This window comes from Oryzomonas rubra (genome assembly GCF_008369015.1).
GTDB lineage: Bacteria > Desulfobacterota > Desulfuromonadia > Geobacterales > Pseudopelobacteraceae > Oryzomonas > Oryzomonas japonica.
Genome location: NZ_SRSD01000012.1, coordinates 69,140 through 91,719 on the forward strand (window position 1 = coordinate 69,140; position 22,580 = coordinate 91,719).

The window sequence follows — 22,580 nt, forward strand, 5'->3', positions numbered from 1 at the left end:
GCGTCGCCGCTCATTTATAGCTGGATTCGCCTATAAACACCTATAAATTGCTATAAAACCTGAGAGAGATAACGGGTGACAGACGACAAAGGCTGTTCTAGTGTGGTTTTTGCTGGCTTTCATGCCGATCAGAGTTGTTGTACATTTTCCGCATCATCCACCAGGAGGAACAGGTGAAGAACCCAATCATTGCTTTCGTGCTTGTCATCATGTTCATAGCCGTATCCGCCTCAGCCGCACCTCTGCCAGCCACCGGTACGGTGGAGGCCTTCTTCTCACCACAAGGCGGCGTCACCGAGGCCGTGGTCAATGAGATCGGCAAGGCCAGGACGGAGATCCTGGTGCAGGCCTACAGCTTCACCTCCAAACCCATTGCCAAGGCCATCGTTGACGCCCGGAAGCGGGGCGTCAGGATCGAGGCCATTTTGGACAAGAGCAACGCTACCGCCAGATACACCGCCGCCACCTTTCTCGTCAATGTGGGCATCCCGGTGCTGATCGACGCCGAACACGCTATTGCCCATAACAAGATCATGATCATCGACCGTGCCACCCTGATTACCGGCAGCTTCAACTTCACCAAGGCGGCAGAAGAGAAGAACGCCGAAAACCTCCTGATCATCAAGGGTAACAAACCACTGGTGGAGAAATACCTGTACAACTACGAGACCCACAAAACCCACGCCACCCCTTACACGAGGTAACCATGGCAGAAAAACTAGATCAACAGGAAACCGTGTCCCTAGAAGAGGTGGTAATTTCCAACAGCTTCGAGATCACGGCCATGTTCAACATCATGGAACGGAAAGGGCTGATCACCAGGGGAGAGTTTCTGGAAGAGCTAAAACGTCTAAAGGTGAAACACTGACATGTGCGGCAGGTTCACCCGTCGCTTTCACCGGAACAGCTCACTGCGATCCGGGAGCTATTCTGCACGCCGGTCCCTGAAACGGCCGGGAGAAAAAAACTTTGTGCTACGCCCGAAGCGTTGATTAGCACACTTATCGAGTCCCATTATGGCCGGCGTATCGCGGAAATCCGGCAGGACATCGAGGGAGTTCTTAATTGACGGAAGAACTACAGACCACAGTAGGCTCTCCAGTTCTCAAAATCACACGCAACTACCGAGACCACGGCGGCAGTGTTTTCCAGATATCCATTACTATTCACCCCGCCGACAGGTTTACCTTTTCCACACGCCTGACCAAAGAGAAGAAGTAAGACGAGACCATGGGAGCAGACATCGAAAGTCTCAAAATGTGAATCGACTTATGACTTTGACCCGCAATCGGCGCCTATGTTGCCCCACCACTGCTGGAATATCAGTAAGATATAGTTATCCCTTGGGTAAACTTTGGACTCAGATTAACAATTTCAAAAAACATTTCTCCAGTAGAACCTACTCTTGACCCCAACTAGCCGATTTTAATTTGGATTTATAACATGTTAAAAAAAATAACATTTTTTCTACGAGTCTATCGCCCTGGAATTAATACCTATTTTTGCCAAACGGACAAAATGATACATTTTTTGAGTGCCGCAAGTTGCTGATTTTTTAATTGATTTTACTTTTCACGGTTGTATAAAGGGAACACCAATATTTGGTTATCTTGTTTTCATTTTGTAAATGAGCTCGGATATAAGACAGGAATCACAAAGAGAGGGTTTGAGCTGGGGACGGGAGCAGCAGCGTTATTCTGGACAGACATGAGAGCATTATGAGGCTGCCGGATATGATATTTGATGCCTTAGCATGGTGCCAGAATGATAAAAATTCCAAGAGGGAGAGAGGCAAAAAGGCAGAGATCGCGGAAACGTAAAGCTGACAACCTATTTGTTGCAATTTGATCCAGGCTTGGAGGGAATCGAGTTGAGTGACAATATTCCAGGGACAACCAGTGCAAGTGAGCAGTTAACAACAATTTCCATTGAGGTGGACCATGATTGGACTGTCAATTATGCAATGCAGCAAAATGACGTGCCGATCATAAAATCCCTGCGCCTCACCACTGAAAACGAAAGCCCGTTACAAGATGTAAGGGTGTCGATAACAACCGAGCCGGAGTTTGCGCATACATGGGAATCACGGATTGGTACTGTCAAGGTAGGTGAGACATACAATCTCGGACCGGTCGACCTAACCCTTTCCCACGATTATCTGGCAAGCCTCACCGAGCGCGTATCTGGTGCGTTGCATGTCAAAGTTTTCCAACAAGATACCCAATTAGCCCATATCAGTCGACGCATTGACATTCTTGCCTTTGATGAGTGGAACGGACTGCAGTCGTTACCAGAAATTTTAGCGGCCTTTACAACCCCCAACCATCCGTCGATTGAATCGGTACTCTCGGATGCCGCAGACGTTATCGGCAAGTGGACCGGCAACACATCCCTGTCCGGCTATCAATCGCGTGATCCAGAACGTGTTGCCCTCATCGCGGCCGCAATTTTCACGGCATTACAACAAAGAACAATTCGCTACATAAATCCGCCCGCCAGTTTTGAGGCAGTCGGCCAAAAGATTCGACTACCAGACAGAATTCTGGAAAGCCGTCTCGCTACCTGCCTTGACTTAAGTATGCTTGTCGCAGCCTGCCTGGAACAGACAGGCCTAAATCCGCTGGTAATCATTACCACCGGGCACGCCTTTGTTGGAGTCTGGCTGGGAGACGAGACCTTTGCAGATGTGGCGACCGACGATCTCTTACGCTTGCGCAAAAGGGTGGAACTCGGCCAAATTGCCGTCTTTGAGACTACTCTTCTCACTTCCGAGCAGCCCGTAACCTTCGACCAAGCGATAAAGGCAGGCCGTCAACATCTTGAAGACGCCGCGCCATTCCTCTGCGCAATCGATATTCGGCGGGCCAGGAAGTGCCGCATTCGGCCACTGCCGCTTCGCGTAGAGCGACTTGCGATGCAGTCGGCAACCACGGTTAATACTGAAGCAACTGAGCCGGCTCTGCCTTTGCTGGATATTCCCGCCTTCCCCAGCACACAAGACGAGCAGACAGAAACAGCGCCAGAAACACCAGCCACACGTCTGGATCGCTGGAAACGGAAACTGCTTGATCTCACCATGCACAACCGTTTGCTGAACTTCAAGGAGTCCAAGAAAAACCTGCCAATTCTCTGCCCCGATCTGGGGTCGTTGGAGGATGCGCTGGCTGATGGGGTTTCGTTTAAAGTGTATCCACGCTTGAACGACCTCGGCGAAAATAATGCTCGTAATGCTGAAGTCCACCGACAACGAACCGGTGCTAACTCTTTGGATGAGATGCTTAAGGAGGCCTTCCATTCGCATCGGCTGCATGCTGATTCCACTGATATGGATGTCAGCCGGAGATTGCTGGAAATATACCGGGAAGCAAAGCTGAGCATCGAGGAGAACGGCGCCAATACGCTCTACCTAGCACTCGGTTTTTTGGCTTGGTACGAGACCCCCACTTCTCCACAACGCCGGATTGCCCCCATTATTCTCATCCCTCTAGAAATCGAACGCCGCTCGTTGCAGGAAGGATTCAGTATCCGGCAAGGGGATGACGAGCCGATGGTCAACGTGACCTTGCTTGCCAATCTTGCGGCTGAATTTGAACTCAATATACGTGGGCTTGACCCGATTCCCATGGATGAACACGGCATAGACGTGTCCTTGATTCTGAGAAAATTTCGAGAGGCGATCATCGATATTGACCAGTGGGAAGTGCTGGAACAGGCTTACATCGGACACTTTTCTTTTGCCAAGTTCCTCATGTGGCGCGATCTGGAAGTCCGTTCGGAAGACCTGCAACGTAACTCCGTTGTCCGCCATCTCATCCATACCCCGTCGGATGTCTATCCTGATAGCGGTACCTTTCCCGATCCAGACCGGCTTGACGAAACCCACAGCCCCGAAGCAACTTTCTGCCCGCTCAGCGCCGATTCATCACAACTGGCAGCCGTCCATGCGGCGGCAGATGGCAAAAGTTTTGTGCTGCATGGGCCACCCGGCACCGGCAAATCGCAGACTATTACCAATATCATCGCGCACAACCTTGCTTTGGGGAAAACGGTGCTATTTGTTTCCGAAAAACGAGCCGCCCTGGAGGTTGTACAGCGGCGTCTGACGGAGTCGGGACTGGGGCCATTCTGCCTGGAGTTGCATTCCAACAAGAGTCATAAGAAAGCAGTACTGAGCCAGTTGGAGCAGACGCTCGGAGTTCCGCCCGTTCATTCCTCCGAGGAGTGGCTCAACGAGGCGCAAAAACTCGCGAATACCCGAAAGGAGTTGAATGGCTTTGTGACGGCTCTTCACACTATCAGGCCATCCGGGGAATCTCTCTTTGTCGGACTCTCACAGCTCATCAAGAACCGCAACATACCATTGGTGAGTCTGTCTTGGCCTTCGGTAGAGCAAATCGACCGCCAAAAGCTGGATGCCTTGCGCGATACTGCGCGACGGCTGCAGTTGGCCGCTGGGCAGATCGGTCATCCGATAGCCAATTGTTGGGAAGCGGCCCAGTGCGAGATATGGACCCCCGAACTTCGCAACAGCGTGGAACGCGTCCTAAACGAAATGAAGGGAGCGATAGAATCTCTGACGGGCACTACCAAGGAGATTGCGGCCATTGTTGGCATGCCAGCGAATGACTGGAGCAGCCAGGACCTGCAGCATCTGGCGGAAATTGCAGATGCTCTCCTAGATTGTCCCTCGCTACCGCAGGGGTTACTCGTAACAAACGAGTGGGAAGAGAGCAAAGCGGCTATTGCCGAAACAGTTGCCCACGGGCGGCAACGCGACGAATTACGAGAGAAGCTATTCAGTAGATATACCCAGGGCGTTTTGACCATGGATACGGGTGCCCTGTGCCAGCAGTGGTCCGCTGCGGAGCAGTCATGGTTCTTGCCTCGCTGGCTCGGTTGCAGAAAGATCCGCCAAGCACTTACATCAGTTGCCTGCACCGGGTACCTTCCTCAAAATCCGGATGTTGTGCACGACCTGCAGTTGGCCCAGGCTGTACAGCAGGAAGAGCAATATCTTAAAGCGCAAAGCGCAGTGATTGAACTGCTCGGTGGGCTCTGGCGCAATGGCGAAGCTAAGTGGTGTGATATTGAAGAGGATGTTTCTCGCGCCGATGCCTTGCGCAAGGTTGCCCTCAACGTTGCAGGCATAGACATTGATCTTGCTCTGCACTTGCGCCACCGCTGGGCGAAGCTGGTTGCCGAGGGACGAGATCAACTAGCCGGTACTGCCCCTATCGGCCAGCACCTTCAGGCATATCAGGAGGCATATTCGCGTTTCACGTCAATCTTAAGCGCACTCACAACCCTTCTGAACCTCGGAGCTATCACGACGAGGACGGATGCGGCGCCGCAGGGCTTTCTGGCAACCCTTGTCGAACGAAGCGAACTCTGGCTGGAAAACCTTAATGGCCTCAAGCCTTGGTGTCATTGGCGGTCGGTGCGGAGTGAGGGCAAGGCGCTCAATCTTGAGCCGATTATTGACGCCTACGAGTCGCAAGGGCTGGCAACGGAAAAACTGCAAGATGCGTTCGAACGTGGCTATTATCAGTGGTGGTGCGACACAATCATCAGTGGTGCACCCATCCTGTCAGGTTTTTTCAGCAGCGACTTTGAAGACAAGATCCAGCAGTTCCGTCTGACCGATGATCGATACACCCGCCTGACTCGCCAAGAGATCCAAGCGCGTGTGTCCGCCAGATTGCCGAGAGGACAGGTGGACAATCCCAACTCAGAGATGGGCCTGCTCCGCCGGCAGATCCAGCGACAACGGGGCCATCTGCCGTTACGTGCCTTGTTGCAGAAACTGCCAAATCTCCTCCCACGTTTGAAGCCGTGCCTCCTGATGAGTCCCATCTCCGTCGCCCAGTATCTGGACCCGGCGCACCCACCGTTTGACTTGGTCGTATTTGACGAAGCCTCGCAGATACCTGTCTGGGATGCTGTGGGGGCCATGGCGCGTGGCAAGGAGGTCATCATCGTCGGTGACCCGAAACAACTGCCGCCGACCAATTTCTTCTCGCGTGCAGATACCGGAGATGGGGCGGATGCCGACGACAGCCTCGTGGAGGACCTGGAAAGTATCCTCGACGACTGCATCGCCGCTCAGCTGCCGGAACGGCACCTGAACTGGCATTACCGCAGCCGCCACGAAAGCCTCATCGCCTTTAGCAACTACCATTATTACGGAAATCGCCTCTTGACCTTCCCATCGCCGCATCAGGAACTCGGCGTGTCATTCCGTCCAGTGACGGGCGAGTACGACAAGGGGAAGAGCAGAACCAATAAGACCGAGGCCAAGGCCGTGGTGGATGAAGTCCTCCGGCGGTTGTGCGATCCAGAATTGTGCCGGTTCAGCATTGGCATTGTCACCTTCAGCCTTGCCCAACAACTGCTGGTGGACGACCTCCTGGAGGAAGCACGACGGCAGCACCCAGAAATAGAGCCGCACTTCTCCGATGGTTCAGCTGAACCAGTGTTCATAAAGAACCTGGAGAATGTGCAGGGGGACGAACGGGACGTCATTCTCTTCTCTATCTGCTACGGCCCGGATGCAGTGGGGCGAGTCTCCATGAATTTCGGCCCTATCAATCGAGATGGCGGCGAACGGCGCCTCAACGTGGCCGTAACCAGGGCACGACAGGAGGTGATCGTCTTCTCCACCCTGCGTGCCGAGCAAATCGACCTTTCCCGCAGTCGTGCCCAAGGCGTTGCCGATCTGAAATGCTTCCTCGATTACGCCGAACGGGGCACCGTGGCAATTGCCGAACGGCAGGCCAGCGATCCGGCAGGGGAATGTGAATCACCCTTCGAGGAACAGGTTTGCGATGCCTTGCGGGACAAAGGGTACATCGTACATCCCCAGGTTGGCTGTTCCGGCTACCGTATCGATCTGGCAATTGTCGATCCAGACAAGCCGGGGCGTTATCTTCTCGGTATCGAATGTGACGGTGCCAATTACCATAGGTCAAAGACCGCCCGTGACCGGGACAAACTCCGGGAAAGCATCCTGCGCGGGCTTGGCTGGAACCTGCACCGGATCTGGTCCACCGACTGGTGGGAAAAACCGGCGGAAGAACTCGTTCGGATAGAGGAGGCCATCGAAACAGCTAAGCAAACTTCGCAACAGCCAGATGTCGTTGCGGAAAGTCAGCCTCAATGGATCGCGGTCGCGCCTGTATTGCCGATGACTGAGCCGTTGAAATCTCAAGCGCCTTTGTCACAAGAGCCTACGTTTCCGGTTTATGAAACGTTCACATTCAAGGGCATAAACGGAACTCCGGAAGACTTCCACTTACAGACAGGGGATAGCACTATCTGCGCGCTTATTGAAGCCGTTGTAAGCAAGGAAGGACCGGTAAGTCTCGGACTGGTCGCCAGGAGGGTTGCCGAGCATTGGGGGATTTCCAGAGTAACATCACGGGCGCTGACGCGGGTCGCGGGGCTGGCAAAGAAGGCAAACGTGAGAATGATTACAGAAGAAGACAAGGTTTTCCTCTGGCAGACGTTTCTTGATCCGAAGTCCTTCACAGGGTTCCGTATTCCGGGGGCCGACGAAGATGCTAAACGGGCTGCCGAAGACCTGCCGCAAGCCGAAGTTGCCAACGCAGCGCAGTATTTGTTGGAACAGCATGTGAGTCTGCCTGTAGCGGATCTTGTGCGAGAAACTGCACGGCTATTTGGGTATCAGAGGATTGGGCAAAATGTGGATAAGGCAATCAGGGGCGGTATCAAATGGTTGGTGATTAGTGGGCGAGCGAAGGAAGAGGATGGGGTCATAATTCACCAACCAAATAACAAATAAATTACTATTTTGTGATTAATTAAACATTTAGATATAGGAGAATCAGATCGGGCTGCGTCTCTATTCTTCATAAAAATGAAAAAATGGAAACGCGGCCCCTCAGCAATTTTGGAATCCAGCGAAGTATATCAATGCACGGAATATTGATGATGTAATGGCGGAGTGCTAACGATTCGTCGAAATAGTTACAATCATACTTTAAACCTTGAGGTTTTCGAATGATAACAAAAATATCTATCAATAACCTAGCTGTTTTTAAAGAATTTGACTGGGATAAAGAAGTTGTGGATGCGCTGGGACATATTTGCACATTTAAGTCCATAAACGTCATTTACGGTAGAAACTACTCCGGCAAAACAAGTCTTTCCCGAATATTAAGGGCAATGGAAACAGGAGAACTCTCTGATAAGTATCAAAATCCATCATTTTTAGTAAAATTTGCTGATGGAAGTAAGTCAAATCACAACAGCCTTATATCACACGGAAGAAAAATCAGGGTGTTCAACGAAGATTTTGTTCGGGATAATCTGCGTTTCATCACAAACCCAGATGACAGTATTGAGCCTTTTGCTATCCTCGGTGACGACAATAATAAAATTGAGAAAGAAATCGAAGCGCTTGAAAGTGAACTAGGTTCAAATGAAGGAGGAAAAGAAACCGGCTTGTACGCTCAACAAGTTGCTGCGAATACGGAATTCAAAAACGCAAGCCATGAGTACAAAAAGGCCAATGACGCACTTGAGAAGCAGCTTGGTGATAAGGCCACTGATAGAAGTATCGGTATAAAATACAAACCTGAGCGTTTTGGAGATCAAAATTACAACATCCAGAAGCTAAGAACAGATATTGAGAAAGTACTGAATGCAAGCTATAGACCACCAAATGAAATGCAACTGGCCCAATTCGAAAAGTTGATAACCGAAAAAACGCTCTTGCCTATACCTCCATTCCGTAGACCAAGCCTTAATATTAAGAGCCTGGCAGATAATACCGAAGCTCTTGTAACCAAGAAAATCAGCGAATCAGACAAAATAGAGGAACTTATTAAAGATGCTGTCGTGAATCGCTGGGTTAACGATGGTCGTGCTCATCACAAGGGAAAACGCGCCAACTGTGCCTTTTGTGGTAACCCAATCTCCGAAGATCGTTGGGCAAAGTTGGAGAAGCATTTTGATGAAGAGTCTGAAAAACTTGAAAAGGACATTTGTTCACTGATTTCAAAAATTGACACTGAGAAAAACATGGTAAACTCCGTATTATCGATCAACAAAGCACTTTTTTACTCTAATTTTCATGAAAAGCTCGATGAGTTAACTGAACAACTTAAAGATACTGTCAAAAAATATGGTGAATATCTGGACATGTTAAACACTCAGCTAAGAGACAGAAAGGATGATATCCTCAACCAGAAGAAGTTTCGGCATCCGGGTGATACTTCAGCCGACTTGGAAGCTGTTTGGAGCTCATATGAAATGCTTTGTGGTGAGTCTGACAGCTTTTCAAATACGTTAAGTTCGGAGCAAACAAAAGCCAAAAATGCTTTACGATTGCAGGAGGTTTCTGACTTCCTCATCACGATTCGATTCCAAGAGCAGTTCTCTTCTATTAAGATACTCAAGAACAAATGGGACGATTCTGAACGAGAAAAAAGTTGCCTTGATGGTGATATCCGCCAGAAAATAGAGTCGATCTCGTCCAAGAAGCGTGAACTCAATGACGAAGAGAAGGGCGCAAAGAAGGTTAATGAATATCTAAATAACTTCTTTGGGCATCAGTTTCTTTCGCTGGAGGCAAGTAAAAATGAAGTTGCCGGGGAGGATCCCAAGCGAATCCGGTTTGAAGTCATCCGGGACGGCAAGAAGGCCTATCACCTGAGTGAAGGCGAATGCAGCCTACTGGCATTTTGCTACTTTCTGGCAAAACTTAGCGATATTGATACCAAGGATTCAAAACCGATTATCTGGATTGATGATCCGATATCTTCACTAGATGGGAACCATATCTTCTTTGTTTTTAGCTTGCTAAACGCAGAGATCGTTTCGAATGGAAGATTTGAGCAGTTATTTGTATCAACTCACAATCTTGATTTTCTTAAATATTTAAAGCGATTGAATGGAAAGTTTCTCGATACAGATGGGAAGCAGAAGGACTATCAAAAAGGTTATTTTGTTGTTGTTAGGCAACATAATACGTCCATTATCAGAGTGATGCCAAAGTATTTAAAAGAATATGTGACCGAATTCAATTATCTGTTCCATGAAATACATAAGTGTGCAGCGATTAACTCCATTGATGACACAAACTACACCACCTTTTACAACTTCGGAAACAACGCTAGAAAGTTCTTTGAAGTCTACCTCTATTACAAATATCCAGATCAAGGCATGACAGAGGAGACTCTACGCCATTTTTTCGGTGAGGAAAAGATTCCTACCGTTTTAACGGACAGAATTAATAACGAATATTCACATTTGTGCGGTGTGTTTGAGCGAGGAGCTACACCTGTGGAAGTGCCTGAGATGCAGACCGCAGCGCGGCAAATCATTGAAAGGCTGAAAGAAGATAAAGATCAGTTTTCGGCATTGCTCAAAAGCATTGGCATAGCTGAAGAAGACAAGGTTGAAATCTAAATGCATTTTCTTCACACAGCCGACATACACCTCGGCAAGACATACCGCACTTCCACTAATGAATTCGAGCGTTACGAAGACTTCTTTCGCGTGCTCGGCAGAATTGTTACTGATGCCATCGCCGAACAGGTGGATTTTGTCCTGATTGCCGGTGACCTGTTCCACACCGGGCAAATCCTCCCCCGTACCTTTGCCCGAACTATCGAAACCCTGCAACCGTTGAAGGACGCCGGTATCCCCTGCATCGCAGTGGAGGGAAACCACGACTGGATTCATCGCCGCGACAGCATCTCGTGGATGGAGGCGCTCTCGCAGATGGGCTACATCAACCTGCTGCGCCCGGCGCGTACGGAGGACGGCGGCTACCGCTTCGATCCGTTCGATCCCGAAACCGGTTCGGGCGGGCACATTGAGATCAAGGGGATCAACATCTATGGCTTAGGCTATATCGGCACCCAGGCGGGAAACCATGTGGCACGCATCTGCGAGGCGGTGACCACCGATAATAACCTGCTGTTGTTCCATGTGGGGGTCTGGACCTACTCGCCGGTGGAAATCGGCAACATGCAGCCGGATGAAGCCCTGCCGCTGGCCGAACGCTTCAGCTACGTGGCACTCGGTCACGGCCACAAACCCTACGTCATCACAACCCCCGAAGGCCGCCCCTATGCCCTCAATCCCGGTGCGCCGGAACGGGTCAACTTCGGCGAGGAGAAGTACGACAAAGGTTATTTCCTGGTCAGCGTTACTGATGGCACGTATCATCACGAGTTTCGCCCCACCACACCGCGTCCCATGCTGGTGGTGACCGCCAACCTGGACGGGAGCGAGAACGCAGAGCAGGCGCTGGATACCTTTCGTAACCAGATAACGGAGCAAGTCTGCCACCTGAGTGACGAACGCCGTCCGCTGCTGGAAGTCAGGCTCACCGGCCGGGTGGCCTTCCATCCCTTCGAACTGGGGCGCGAACGACTGCGCCTAGCCCTGGACGAGATCTGTAGCCCACTGCACCTGGAGATCAAAAACCACCTTTCGCTGGTGACCCGTAGCGGCACAGGTGAAGATATCAAACGCAGCCTGGCAGAGATCGAACGGGACGTGCTGGGCGAATTGATCTCCGCCAACAGCGGCTACAAGGAACGCAAGGATGAGCTGGTCAGTCTGGCTCTGGCAATCCGCGACCAAGTGTTAAAGGGAGACATAGAGGGGGAAGAGCTCTTGGGCCTTCTTTCCCGTGAGCCGTAGCCATGCAGATACTTTCCATCCATCTCAAGAACATCAAGTCCCACTGTGATAAGGAACTCTCCTTCTCCGCGGGGATCAACGTACTGTCCGGCCCCAACGGCGCCGGCAAGAGCACCATCTTCGAGGCTATCGGCTATGCCCTGTTTGGTGTGGACGCCAAGGACTTCGTCTCCAATGTGGACCGTTTTCTGTCCATAGGCGCCAAGAAGGGCGAGATCAGCGTCGTTTTCCAGGCGGACGATGGCGAAACTTATCGGGTGAGCCGCACCGTCGGGGCCGGTGTAAAATGGCTGCTGGCCAAGGAAATCGGCGGTGGCTTCGAGGTGGAGGACCATGCCCGCATTGAGGAAACCGAGACGCGCATAGCGGAAATCCTTGGGCTGGCCAATGGCCGCGCGCTAGCGGATCAATTCAAACTGGTGATAGGTCCATTCCAAAACGATTTTCTTGGCCCCTTTGTCATCAAACAGCCTGCCAAGCGCCAAGAGGCCTTTGACGAGATTCTTGGCATTGATGCTTGGCGCAAGACGTACAAGGGGACCAGCGGCCTGCTCTCCGCCGTGCAGGAACGAATTAAGATCCTCACGGTCGAGGTGACGGGGAAACAGGAACAGCTTGCGGTGCTGCCCGAGAAAGAGGCCGATTTCAATACGGCTGCACATGATATGGCTGGCAAGGAACAAAGCCTGAAAGACAAGAGTATTGCCCTCCAAGAGTCAGAACAAAGACTCATCGACTTGGATAGCCGGGAGAAGTGTATCGCTGCTCTCGTCAATGAGATACAAATCCTTGAAACCCGCATCAAGGACGGCGAAGGGAAAATTGCCGAACAAAGGCTCCGGGTGGATGAAGCGGACAAGGCTCAAAAGGCCCTGAATGAATCCAAGGCTGGTAAGGACGCCTTCGAGAAGGCCGAGGTTCTCCTGATGGAACTGCGCCGGAAAGATCAGGAGCGCAGGGGCATCGAGAAGGAGATCGCCAGCCTGGAAAAAGAGGCCCTCCGCCTGAATCAAGCGCTTGTGCATGAACGTTCCGAGATCGAGAATACCGGCACACAGTTGGCCGAAGATCAGAACAGGCTCGACCAGGCCCGCCAGGAAGTGCTGGCCGATGACCAAATTGCGGAGGTGGCCGCCAAACTTCCTGAACTGCGACAAAAGGCAGAGCAGCAAAGGGCGCAACGTTCCCTTCTGGACGGCAGGAGTGAAAGCCTGCTGGAAGGCAAGGATAAGCTGGCCGAAGGAATCTGCCCCTTTTTCCAAGAAAAGTGCAGCAACATTGCCGGCACCGTGCCCCGCGATGTTTTCACCAACCGCATCGATGACCTCTCCCGCCAGATGAAGGAGCTTGATGTCCTGATAGAGGAACTGTCCCGCCAAGTCAAGGTGGCTGAGACGGCTGAAAAGGATATGAACGCCCGCGAGGTACGCCTCCAAGAGCTCGACAAACAGATACATTCCCTTGATGAACGTCGTAAAAAGAACCAGGAGCGGGTGGCTGGAATGGCAAGCCTGATAGCCAGGCAGGCCGAGGCTGGAAAGCTGGCAGATACCCGTAAGGCTGCCCTGCAAGCCTTCGTAAGCCTTGACCAGGAGATCGAGCGTGCCGAAAAGGAACGTTCACAGCACCAGGCAGCCAGGGATGCCTTCAATGCCAACCAAAAGGATGCCCTTGATTTTGCCGACCGTACTCAGAAGCTGAATAACATGCTGAGGCTATTGGAAGACCTCAGAATTCAGCTCAAAGCAAAGCAGAGCGACCTCGCTATGCAGTGGGAATCCTATCAACCTGAGAAGCACCAAGAGGTTCGCCAGGAGAAGGAACAGCTTGTCATTGAGACAACAACCCTGCGCCAGCAGATTATCGACATAGGAAAGAACTGCACGCGCCTGGAGGCGGAGATTGCCCATCTTACCAAGCTGAAAGCGGACATGGCGGAAAAACAGGCCGCGATCAAAGGGTATGAGGAGAAGGAAAGGCTGGTCAAGTTCCTGCGCAATCAGGTCTTCAAAAATGTCTCAACCCAACTCTCCGAACGTTTCCGGGAAGAAATCAGCCTCCATGCCGACCGCATCTACCGGACAATCGCCGATTCTGATGAGGAATTATACTGGGGCGACAACTACCAAGTCACCTTGCGAGACCTACAGGACGGCGTTATTCGGGAACGGAGTGACGATCAGCTATCAGGAGGCCAGATAATGAGCGCAGTGGTGGCGCTGCGCTTGGCCCTGCTCCAGACAATCGGCGCTCGTATTGCCTTTTTCGACGAGCCGACCTCCAACCTGGATGCCGCCCGTCGTGAAAACTTAGCCCATGCCTTCCGTGCCATCGACGTTGGGCGCGAGGAGGTGGCGGAACACTGGTACGATCAACTCTTCCTGGTAAGTCACGACGTGACCTTTACGGAAATTACGGATAAGATTATTGAGTTGTAACATGTTGACATTCTCCCCCCATAAACTGGCCCTGTCTTCAGGGGGAAGGCCAGTTGGCAGTGTAATCAAGCCAGTTCATATCAGAGGTCCAAAACTTACTGGCATAAATTTCATAGATGGTGATTTTGTGTTCGGGTCTGGAATCTACGAAAACCTTAAATAGAAAAACATTCTATTGCCTCTTTGTGGGGGCTTGATAATGTAGCAGCAATTCCCTGTAATCTAGGTCCTTTCTTTCCCTGATGCTTCTTAACAGCATGCATTTCCGATAAGAAATGCACAGACTAGACTGCTGCTAAGCAGGGTCTGTCAATTCCCCATCATGCATTTTTTCGTCCAGATGCCTCTTCCTCAGCGATATTCGCTTGCCTAGATACTTGAACAAGTTCTCGACAGTGAAGGCCTCACGAGGCCTTTCGCCTTTGATGCTGCCCTGTGTGATGGCGATGGAGTGGATGATATAGTACTTGAAAGTCGTATCAAATGCTTCGTGCCCCAATTGGTCGGCAAGCTCTTGTTGTAGCCTCAAATCATTAAGGTAGTCGCCTTCGTTGTAGTTGTTGCGATCTATCATGGTCTTGATCATGAAGTTCGTGGCGAACGTGTGCCTCATAGTGTAATAGCTGACGGCTTGGTTAAATATTTTTTTCAGGGGCGTTTTTTTTCTTGTGGAGATATGGTAAAAGGCCTCCCGTAGCTTACTCAGCGGCTTCAGGTGCACTACGTCGTTGCCGGGTGGGCAATACAGTGGCTCACCTTTTTTGTCCAACCACAATATCCAGTCAGGGCACTCTTTCCCTTCTCGCTCCTTGTAGAGCTTTTTCCTCACTTGGCGTAAAGGTTCCCACTTCTTCATGAGTGCCAGCCAACCCCTTGCAGGGAACTTCACTGTGCGTATTTTTTTACCTTTACCGAGAACTTTGAGAGATATCTGGAGACTATCCCGCTTGTCTGGCGGGCATTGGCGGATACAGTCTTCAAGGTATCCAGGGTCACCCGAGAAAACGGTGCAGGTCTTCTCATCGATAGCGTACCATGGAATGGCCAGTGCCTCGTGCGGACGTACTCCCGTCAGATAGCCCGTAAGGGCAATGTGCGCGTAAACCGGATCGGGAAAGGCCGCGACCAGTTGTGCCATTTGATCGTCGTACAAGTACTGGTAGGTATCGCGTTGACTGTGTTTTGCGTGAGCTGCGACCGGCAATGGATCAGCGTTGACGTCATAGGCACCGAAGAAAAAGTTAGTGTTGACGTCAACCACCTCTTTAGTCCCTGGACTGACAATCCCTGCCAACCATTGCTGCTGTATTGACTTGGCAGACTTGATCGTCTTTCTGTTCCCATTCCACAGGGTGCTGACGTGCATGTCGTGCTTTACCCAGTCGAGAAAAAGGCACACCACATCGGCCTCATGATTGACTGTCCCGTAGGAAGGACTACTGGTTCTGGAACCATCGGGCTTGTGAGATCTATTTCTGGTCATCAGACGATGGGTTTTCCAGTCAGTCATAGTTCGGGAATCAACATAAAGCCAGAACTCAAGGAGTCGGCTCACCTGATCTTCGTCGTTATACACACACTCAGCCAGGTAATTACAAAAACGTTGCAAAATTTTTGCATACTGTAGGGATGTTCCAAAAGACGTTGTTTTGCCCAACCACTCATTTACGTACGATAGGGATCTCATGCGAGGCATGTAGACAACAATCGGATGCTGGCGTCGAGTTCTCTCAATCATAACATCTATGATCTTGAGCGAAAATTTAACCACTTTAATTAAACCTCCGAAAAGAGCAAGCTACGGCAACGCTAGCGGACTCTCCTGGCAGCCGATCAAAACACTGACCTAGCGGCAGTTTGATACTGTTTTGTAATGCGTTCCCAGAGAGGTTGGTGTCGTGCGTAGCGAAGTCCTCAGCCAATTGGCTCTTCACACATCTGTTGAAGGCATCCTTGTGCTGCACTACCCAATTGGCCCCAGGGAAGCACCAGGGTTGCCGTTCCTCTTGGCCGCCCCCATATGTCTACGCACAATGGCGATGTACAGCTCATCAGGGGTATTGGGCCACTGCCGCAGAGTCTTATCGTACCTGATCTGCTCAAGAAATCGAGTCCCTTCCCGCAAAACCTTCTCCGTTTGGGTGTTGATAGCTTCAGTCGCTTGCCTCCCTCACGATTTTGACGAAGTCATATCCCTCGGCGACGACGTCGTATTCCGGGCGGTAGCGATTCCCTAGAGCTTGCCTTAGCCGCTGATTTATGGCGATATCACCTGACTTCTGGCCGATGTTGATGATCTTGGTAGCTCTATCCACGTCAGTCTGGGGGAACATTCCGCTGGCAATAATGACCACGCGAGGCTTTAGGGGGGCCATATAGGCCGCAATATCTTCAAATAGCAATCTGCGGCTTTCGGGATTCTGTAGGCAACACGCGAAGACTACGTTTCCATCAGAGTGCCGAAATGGTACAGAGACACGGACAAACGTCGGCACGTCGGTGTTGAAGGCATGAAACACTAGAACCACATCCTTGGGCTGCGGCGATTTGTCGAATAGGGAAAGTAAAGTGTAGCTGGACTCCTTCACCAACATTTTATATGCCGTTAGCAGTTTGTGATCAGGGACGTCAACCAACGCCGAAACTTGCGGCTCAATGAGGCGATATTTAGCATTTTCGATCACCTCCGTTGCCCCGGCATGCTTTCGGAATTTCTTGTTCTCGCTGCGCAGGGTGTCAGCCTCTGCCTGAGCTGCATTGAGGATCTTGTCCTTAGCGTTGACCTCTTGTGTCTTGTTTTCGAGGTCATGACGGAGTTTTTTGAGATGTATTTGCCCATGGTTATTGAGATACTGTTCTTCCAGGACTAACTGCTCAAAGTCTGCATATCGGTCTCCCGCCTCCTTCAGCTTTTGCCGCAAGCTATCGCATTTCGCGTCCAGCTCTGCGATTTTTGCTGCGAAGCGCCCAGCCTTATCTTTTCCTGAGAATTCGGCGATGCGGCGCTCCACAGGATGACTTGGCGACAGTTCGCCGTCGATCGCGCGGCGAATGGCTCGCCACTCGTCGTTGGCATCGGGTTTGAGCCAGCTTTGACGGGTCACGCCTTTTTCTTTTGCTCTCTCAGCAGCAAAGAGCGCGGAACTGCTTTGGACCTCTGTGTGGCGAAGTTTCTTCTTCTGCGTCGAAGAGCGCAGGTACCAGATCGTCTCCATGACGATGTCCATCTTGTCCGAGAAGCGCATTTCCGAACCACTCATGAATGTGCTCCTGCTTGAGCCAGGAATGCCTCAGGTAGATGCAGACCAACAATCTCCAACCTCCCGTTCTCCAAGTGGTCGATAATCCGGTCCCAATGTGCGACTATGCTTTCGTAATAAGCCCTAGAAACGTCAGGAACTGCCTTGGAGGTCATTTTTTGTGCCCAGCTCCTACGTTGCTTTAGTCTCCTGAGATCTGATGACGTATATCCGGAATACTTACACTGCCAATCGTCGCACTTATCGAAGTTGGGGACGGCAATTTCTCCGGTGCGTCTCTTCTCCGGCGGAGGAAGGCATGGGGCATCCCACGGAATCCGAGATTCAAATCGCAGACACCAGCTTACCGGCGTGCGAACCACCATGAAGTTTGACTCTATCAGGGTCTCTTCAAGCGCGGCTATGGTTTTGGCTAACCTCTTCCCCTTGAATGCCTCAATATTGTCCGCAATTGCCATGCTGGCACGATCGCCGGCGGCCCCGGCTAACTTCCCCTCGATAGCGCTTGTGAGTATCTCAGTGAGAGACTCAAATTGAGACACCACGTAGAGTTTGCGAGTTTCTTTGGCGATACCAGGCAAGGACATTAGGTACTTTCTGGTCATCTGGATATCATTATGACAGAGGAGGTCCCTGACAAGTTCAATGCACTTCGGGTCATGATTAATTAATATGGTCGCAATTGTTTTACGGCAACGGTGGGGATGGTAACGCGTTACGCCGGCCAAATCACAAAAGTTACGGAAGTAGGTGTAAATAGTTAAAGTGCTTACTGGGAAGGTTGCTCTTTTTTCTTCGAATCTTACCCCTCTCGCATAGCCGAAGTCACCATGTGGTAGGAGAAAAGTGTTGCCTGTTTGCTGGCGACCCTTGCGGCACAAGTCAACAAGGATTGCAAAAGCTTCAGCAGCACTTCTCGGAAGAGGTACAGGCTTTTTCTCCCCCTTGCGGTTCTTGGTGGTTTTTGTCACCATCCTCGTCAGGGTAAAATGGTTGCCCCGTCTGACCTGTTCAAGGGCGCCTTGATTCTGATCGAGAGGCTTTCCGTTAACCGTGAGTGCGGTGGTTTTCAATGTCGTTAATTCCTTCAGGCGCATCCCCGTCCAGATGAATAGCAGGAAGATGCAAACATCTCGCATGTTTTCAATTGCAGCTCTAAATGGCAGCCTTGGTACCCTTCCTTTAACTAAAGACGGTTTAAGCCAAGCCTCTCCGGTTTTCAAATTAATGGCATATTTGCGCTCCATAACTCTATCTTTTAGATGTTTGGTTGCACCGGAGTTATTCAATTGCAATATGTCCCCCCTTTTATCGCGTAGCGTTTCATCCGAGATCAGATCATCGTATATATTTCCAATAAAAAGTATGTCGTCTGTATAGTTGTCTATATAATTTTTGGTTGTCTCGAACATTTTTACCAAGTCATCAAAGACAATGGTATCCCAAGGGTTATTTTGACTAGCGATGTATTTGTAAACATTTTCTTTGAAGCCGCTACCCCAAAATTGTGTCGCAGAAAATGGCGCAGCAAACTCCGGCGGAAGGTTCACTAATGTGCTTACGTTGATCCACAAGCTGATTGCCTTAGATAATGCTTTAACTCGCTGAGTTTCGTTTCCCGCAATGCAGCGAGATAACTCTTTCCTAAGTGTATCAATGCTAAGCGTAGCCAATCCCAGATACTCGCTGCCCACGCCATAAAGATAGCCTTTTCCCTTTAAAAATAAACTCAGATGAAGAAAGGAATTATTTGCTATCATTACAGATGCATAACTACTGATGAATGTTGATGGATTGTTGCCGGGCAATTGGAAGAAACAGATAATTTTATGGAAACTGACCAACGGTTTGCACAGCTCGCTAGACAAATCAAGCCCCAGATCTTTGTGGACATGCCCGAACCGAATGGTGTTTAAGGAATAGCCAAGCCAAAACGACCATTCGGGATCGCCGAAATAGGAAAGTGGTGACCCGTCTGGATTCCAGGTGGCAATGGTGTCATCAGTCGGCAATCTGATTCCACTCCTTATATTAGGTTTTGCTTTCGACATGACGGTTTTGAAAATCTCGATCTCTGCTTCCTCTTCTAAATCTTTAAGCTCTTCTCTTTCGATAGCCTTGTGGTCTTCCTTAATTGCCTCAGCAATCATCTTCCTTATACACTCATGCTGCTCTTGGCACTTTTCAGTGACCATTAGCCCTCCCTCGGCATTACTTGCCTGTACATGAAATCAGGTGCTGTGAAAGTAGGATCCATCTCAATATCGTATGCTCTTTCAAGTGCCTCTCGCCACTCTTGCCCTTCATTGTGGCACAGAGATAGTACCTCTTCAATAGCCTGCTTCCTGAGGTAAACCTTGTCGCTGATTCCTGCTGGACCTACAATTATTGGCATTTCCCTGATATCGTAGAGCCACCGGATTAACACTGGCAAAGAGTCCTTAGTTATCGTGCACTGTTCGCAAAACAGACATTCGTCGAATTCAGTACAGTGCCCATTAACGTATTCCTCATGTCCCGGCCACGTTGGCTTCGTTGGGTGCTCACAATAGAAAATATCACTCTTGAGATGCGAGAATATTTGGATAACATTGTCGCTCGTTGCCTTTTGTGACACACCGGCAGAATCTTCCCAACTTGACAGTTGTCCTCTAAAAATTTTTTGCTCAACTTCATTCAAAAGACCATTCAGCCGCCGATGGCGAATCCCAATCGAGACTCTCTCTGAGCCGTAACTAGTGATAGTTGTATTTTCAGACTCATGCCCCATTAGCGACCGTCTCATCCAAAGCGGGACGTTTTTATGCTCCAACCAAGCTTCATATGTGGTTCGCATCATCGTTGCAGTAGTTTCCCACAAACGAGTGAATCTTTCCGGCGAAGCGGCAGGATTGTCTGTAGCAGTTTCTATTTTGACGAATGGGCCATTCAGTAACTCTAGCGTGTCGTCATAGATAGGGTTTCGTTCAAAAAATCTGTTAAGGCCAGTTTTGTAATCGGGAATACAGTGGTCAGTGCCTCCCAAAATTGATATTTGCTGGCCAGATGCGTTGTTGGTAGAGATCGACACCCCCATAAGGATACATTCCCTCTCATGTGGGTTTAGGAAGCGTCTGAGTGGTTTAGTTAGCTCGAAAAAGTCTGCAAGAACTTGGAAAAGGTCATAGGGGTTGTTCTTGTCGCTGATATAGCAGTAAGCCTTCGGAGTATCTTCAGGTTGTGAACGTAATTTGTGTCCTGTGATGATCTCACCTTTATAGCGTGGTTCAGTATTATTATTCAATTCACGCCGCTTCCAGTGGGTTGGAAGTTTGCCATTTAGTTTCACATGGTTTGGAGCAATGACCTCAATCATGTTGTGCTTTCCGATGTCAATGCCCAGCTTGAGGTCGCTGGCGACAACAGAAACGATGGTTTCGTTGTTCCACCCAGTGAGCCACACCCAATAGAGATATATACATTGCCAATCGTATACTGTTGGATAATAAGGTTCGATTAAGTCTTCGAAATTTTGAAAATGTGGACAAAAGAATTCGTCAAAGGCCCTGAAACGGTATCTTTTACTAAATCTGCTCAGCAGTAATTCGCCCGGATTCATTGATTTTTGGCTTAAAACTATTGGGAGAATCTTTGCCGCATGTGCTGTAATGCCTTGTTTTTCAACAAATTTAGCAGCTTCTTCTCTGGTTTCAAAGCATCCTAACCGGACTCCACGGTACTCTTCGTAAACACCAAATTTCCCTTGCGTGTAACCAATTCTGTTGACAACCGGCCATCCCGGCAGATAATGCGTAATAGTGCGAATTATATCGGCCTTACTGACGTGAAACTCTGGCGAAAGCGTCCCTCTGATTATCCCTTTCCTGGTCAACTCTAGGTCCACTCGATTTATAAGTTTGCCAGTTATTATAGCCTCTGCGAGGCACCCCATTTTCCCTCTGATTCGGTCTATTTCTTTACGGAGTGCCACACCCATGGCGTCATACGCATAGATTGAATGAGCCGGTGTAGTGGTTTCTTTGCGAAGACCAAGTGTCGCTTTTGGCCAGATTCTGTTTGCCAAGGCAGTGCCATGACTATTAACACTCAGAGAATTGTATACTGACCGCCATTCTGTTCGATATGTTGTTTCTACTTGAATTAGATCTCTAAGTCTGCTGAGATCTCCAAAATCCAGCTCTTGCAGTGTCCCAATATTGTTCAACACCATGAATTTGCATAATAAGTTAATCGCATTAATTAACAGATTGATACTACTGGTACTTTTCCCGTCAACGTTTCTAAATAATTTGCCAAGTTCAAGCAACACATGATTTGGTAGTAACCCGCTGTATTCGGTAGAAAAACTCTCGGTCACAACTTTGTTGTTTTTCTTGGCATTCCCTGAATTACCGGACACAACAGAGACTGGCAACGAAATCCTCTGCCCCTCCACTTGCATGAAAACTCCTCCATTAACAAGAATGGTCTTATTATTTCATAGAGATAATAATGGAGAAAGAATAAAGTTTACATTTAGTTGACAAAGCGAAAATGAAAAGAGTTTACAGGAGTGTCAAAAATCGAGAAAATAGCCGGTGACATAGTCAAGCCAACCTATGAACAGCAGCATAATAAGACTGACGGCGTAGACCGCCCGGTCCCGGGCAGGCGACGGTGCCAAAATAGGCGGGATGATATAGGTACGGCCCATGGGGGCACTCCATGATCATAGAGAGATGAAGCACAGCATACCAACTCTTTGCAAAAAAAACAGCACGTGTTACAAAAATAGTAAGGGGTGGAGTTGGGGGGGCTTCGGCGGCAGGTCAGGACAGCTCGGCAATCACCTCATGCAGCTTGACATCGATCACGGGGAGAAGAGCGCTGATAATACTGACGTCGCCTTGGTTTCCCGCCAGTTCCGCCTGGCGGGCGAGTTCGCTGAGCTCATATGCCCCGATAGTGGCCGATGAGGATTTGAGGGAGTGGGCGTGACGGATTGCCACAATTATCTGGCCGGCATCAACGGCATCCCGCAGCTTGCGTACGAGTTTCGGCCCATCTTGCTTGAAGATGGTGCAGATTTCGACAAACAGTTCCTGATCGTTATCTAGCCGCTCAAGCACCGCGAGTTTGTCAACTGTCATTTGTAGTCCCCCGACGGCACCGAACTGCGACCTGAATTCTTTGCCTTATAAGTTTTTAAGATCATAGAGTATATACA

The 22,580-nt window shown here is 49.9% G+C and carries 13 protein-coding genes; 7 read left to right on the top strand and 6 right to left on the bottom strand.

Features of this window, described 5'->3' with window-relative positions:
* Nucleotides 1-173 precede the first annotated feature (173 nt).
* The 7 genes from ET418_RS17200 to ET418_RS17225 all read left to right on the top strand — a co-directional run bounded on the left by ET418_RS17200 (nt 174) and on the right by ET418_RS17225 (nt 14,114).
* On the top strand, nt 174-704 hold the full coding sequence (locus ET418_RS17200; RefSeq protein WP_246153144.1) for a phospholipase D family nuclease: 531 nt from the start codon (nt 174-176) through the stop codon (nt 702-704).
* Nucleotides 705-706: 2 nt separating this feature from the next.
* Nucleotides 707-868, top strand: coding sequence for a hypothetical protein (locus ET418_RS18270; RefSeq protein ID WP_188055672.1), 162 nt, complete (start codon nt 707-709; stop codon nt 866-868).
* Between the two features lie 197 nt (nt 869-1,065).
* Nucleotides 1,066-1,221, top strand: coding sequence for a UTRA domain-containing protein (locus ET418_RS18690; RefSeq protein WP_149309748.1), 156 nt, complete (start codon nt 1,066-1,068; stop codon nt 1,219-1,221).
* Between the two features lie 649 nt (nt 1,222-1,870).
* Nucleotides 1,871-7,801: a DUF3320 domain-containing protein gene (locus ET418_RS17210; RefSeq protein WP_149309750.1), complete on the top strand. Its 5,931-nt coding sequence runs from the start codon at nt 1,871-1,873 to the stop codon at nt 7,799-7,801.
* Between the two features lie 218 nt (nt 7,802-8,019).
* Entirely contained in the window at nt 8,020-10,431 is a 2,412-nt protein-coding gene (locus tag ET418_RS17215) for an AAA family ATPase (RefSeq protein WP_149309751.1), read from the top strand.
* On the top strand, nt 10,432-11,676 hold the full coding sequence (locus ET418_RS17220) for a metallophosphoesterase family protein (RefSeq protein WP_149309753.1): 1,245 nt from the start codon (nt 10,432-10,434) through the stop codon (nt 11,674-11,676).
* A gap of 2 nt (nt 11,677-11,678) precedes the next feature.
* On the top strand, nt 11,679-14,114 hold the full coding sequence (locus ET418_RS17225; RefSeq protein WP_149309755.1) for an AAA family ATPase: 2,436 nt from the start codon (nt 11,679-11,681) through the stop codon (nt 14,112-14,114).
* A gap of 295 nt (nt 14,115-14,409) precedes the next feature.
* Here ET418_RS17225 and ET418_RS17230 read toward each other — a convergent pair whose 3' ends face one another.
* The 6 genes from ET418_RS17230 to ET418_RS17250 form a co-directional block, all read right to left on the bottom strand.
* Nucleotides 14,410-15,690, bottom strand: a complete 1,281-nt coding sequence (locus tag ET418_RS17230; RefSeq protein WP_149309757.1) for a site-specific integrase — start codon at nt 15,688-15,690, stop codon at nt 14,410-14,412.
* A gap of 577 nt (nt 15,691-16,267) precedes the next feature.
* Nucleotides 16,268-17,374, bottom strand: coding sequence for a hypothetical protein (locus tag ET418_RS17235; RefSeq protein WP_149309759.1), 1,107 nt, complete (start codon nt 17,372-17,374; stop codon nt 16,268-16,270).
* A complete protein-coding gene (locus ET418_RS17240; RefSeq protein ID WP_149309761.1) occupies nt 17,371-19,569 on the bottom strand; it encodes a site-specific integrase in 2,199 nt (732 codons plus the stop codon). The genes ET418_RS17235 and ET418_RS17240 overlap by 4 nt, the downstream gene beginning before the upstream one ends.
* Nucleotides 19,569-21,815 (bottom strand): hypothetical protein, encoded by a 2,247-nt coding sequence (locus ET418_RS17245; protein WP_149309763.1) that lies wholly within the window; start codon nt 21,813-21,815, stop codon nt 19,569-19,571. The genes ET418_RS17240 and ET418_RS17245 overlap by 1 nt, the downstream gene beginning before the upstream one ends.
* A gap of 114 nt (nt 21,816-21,929) precedes the next feature.
* Nucleotides 21,930-22,067 carry a hypothetical protein gene (locus ET418_RS18275; RefSeq protein ID WP_188055676.1) on the bottom strand — a complete coding sequence of 46 codons (138 nt, stop codon included), beginning with the start codon at nt 22,065-22,067 and terminating at the stop codon, nt 21,930-21,932.
* 115 nt (nt 22,068-22,182) lie between these two features.
* Entirely contained in the window at nt 22,183-22,503 is a 321-nt protein-coding gene (locus ET418_RS17250) for an Hpt domain-containing protein (protein WP_149309765.1), read from the bottom strand.
* Nucleotides 22,504-22,580 lie beyond the last annotated feature (77 nt).

Bases quoted from the DNA above. Each gene is read 5' to 3' on its own strand.
- ET418_RS18275 (WP_188055676.1), bottom strand. From the start codon at position 22,067: ATGGGCCGTACCTATATCATCCCGCCTATTTTGGCACCGTCGCCTGCC.
- ET418_RS17215 (WP_149309751.1), top strand. From the start codon at position 8,020: ATGATAACAAAAATATCTATCAATAACCTAGCTGTTTTTAAAGAATTT.
- ET418_RS17245 (WP_149309763.1), bottom strand. From the start codon at position 21,815: ATGCAAGTGGAGGGGCAGAGGATTTCGTTGCCAGTCTCTGTTGTGTCC.
- ET418_RS17225 (WP_149309755.1), top strand. From the start codon at position 11,679: ATGCAGATACTTTCCATCCATCTCAAGAACATCAAGTCCCACTGTGAT.
- ET418_RS18270 (WP_188055672.1), top strand. From the start codon at position 707: ATGGCAGAAAAACTAGATCAACAGGAAACCGTGTCCCTAGAAGAGGTG.
- ET418_RS17220 (WP_149309753.1), top strand. From the start codon at position 10,432: ATGCATTTTCTTCACACAGCCGACATACACCTCGGCAAGACATACCGC.
- ET418_RS17235 (WP_149309759.1), bottom strand. From the start codon at position 17,374: ATGAGTGGTTCGGAAATGCGCTTCTCGGACAAGATGGACATCGTCATG.
- ET418_RS17250 (WP_149309765.1), bottom strand. From the start codon at position 22,503: ATGACAGTTGACAAACTCGCGGTGCTTGAGCGGCTAGATAACGATCAG.
- ET418_RS17240 (WP_149309761.1), bottom strand. From the start codon at position 19,569: ATGGTCACTGAAAAGTGCCAAGAGCAGCATGAGTGTATAAGGAAGATG.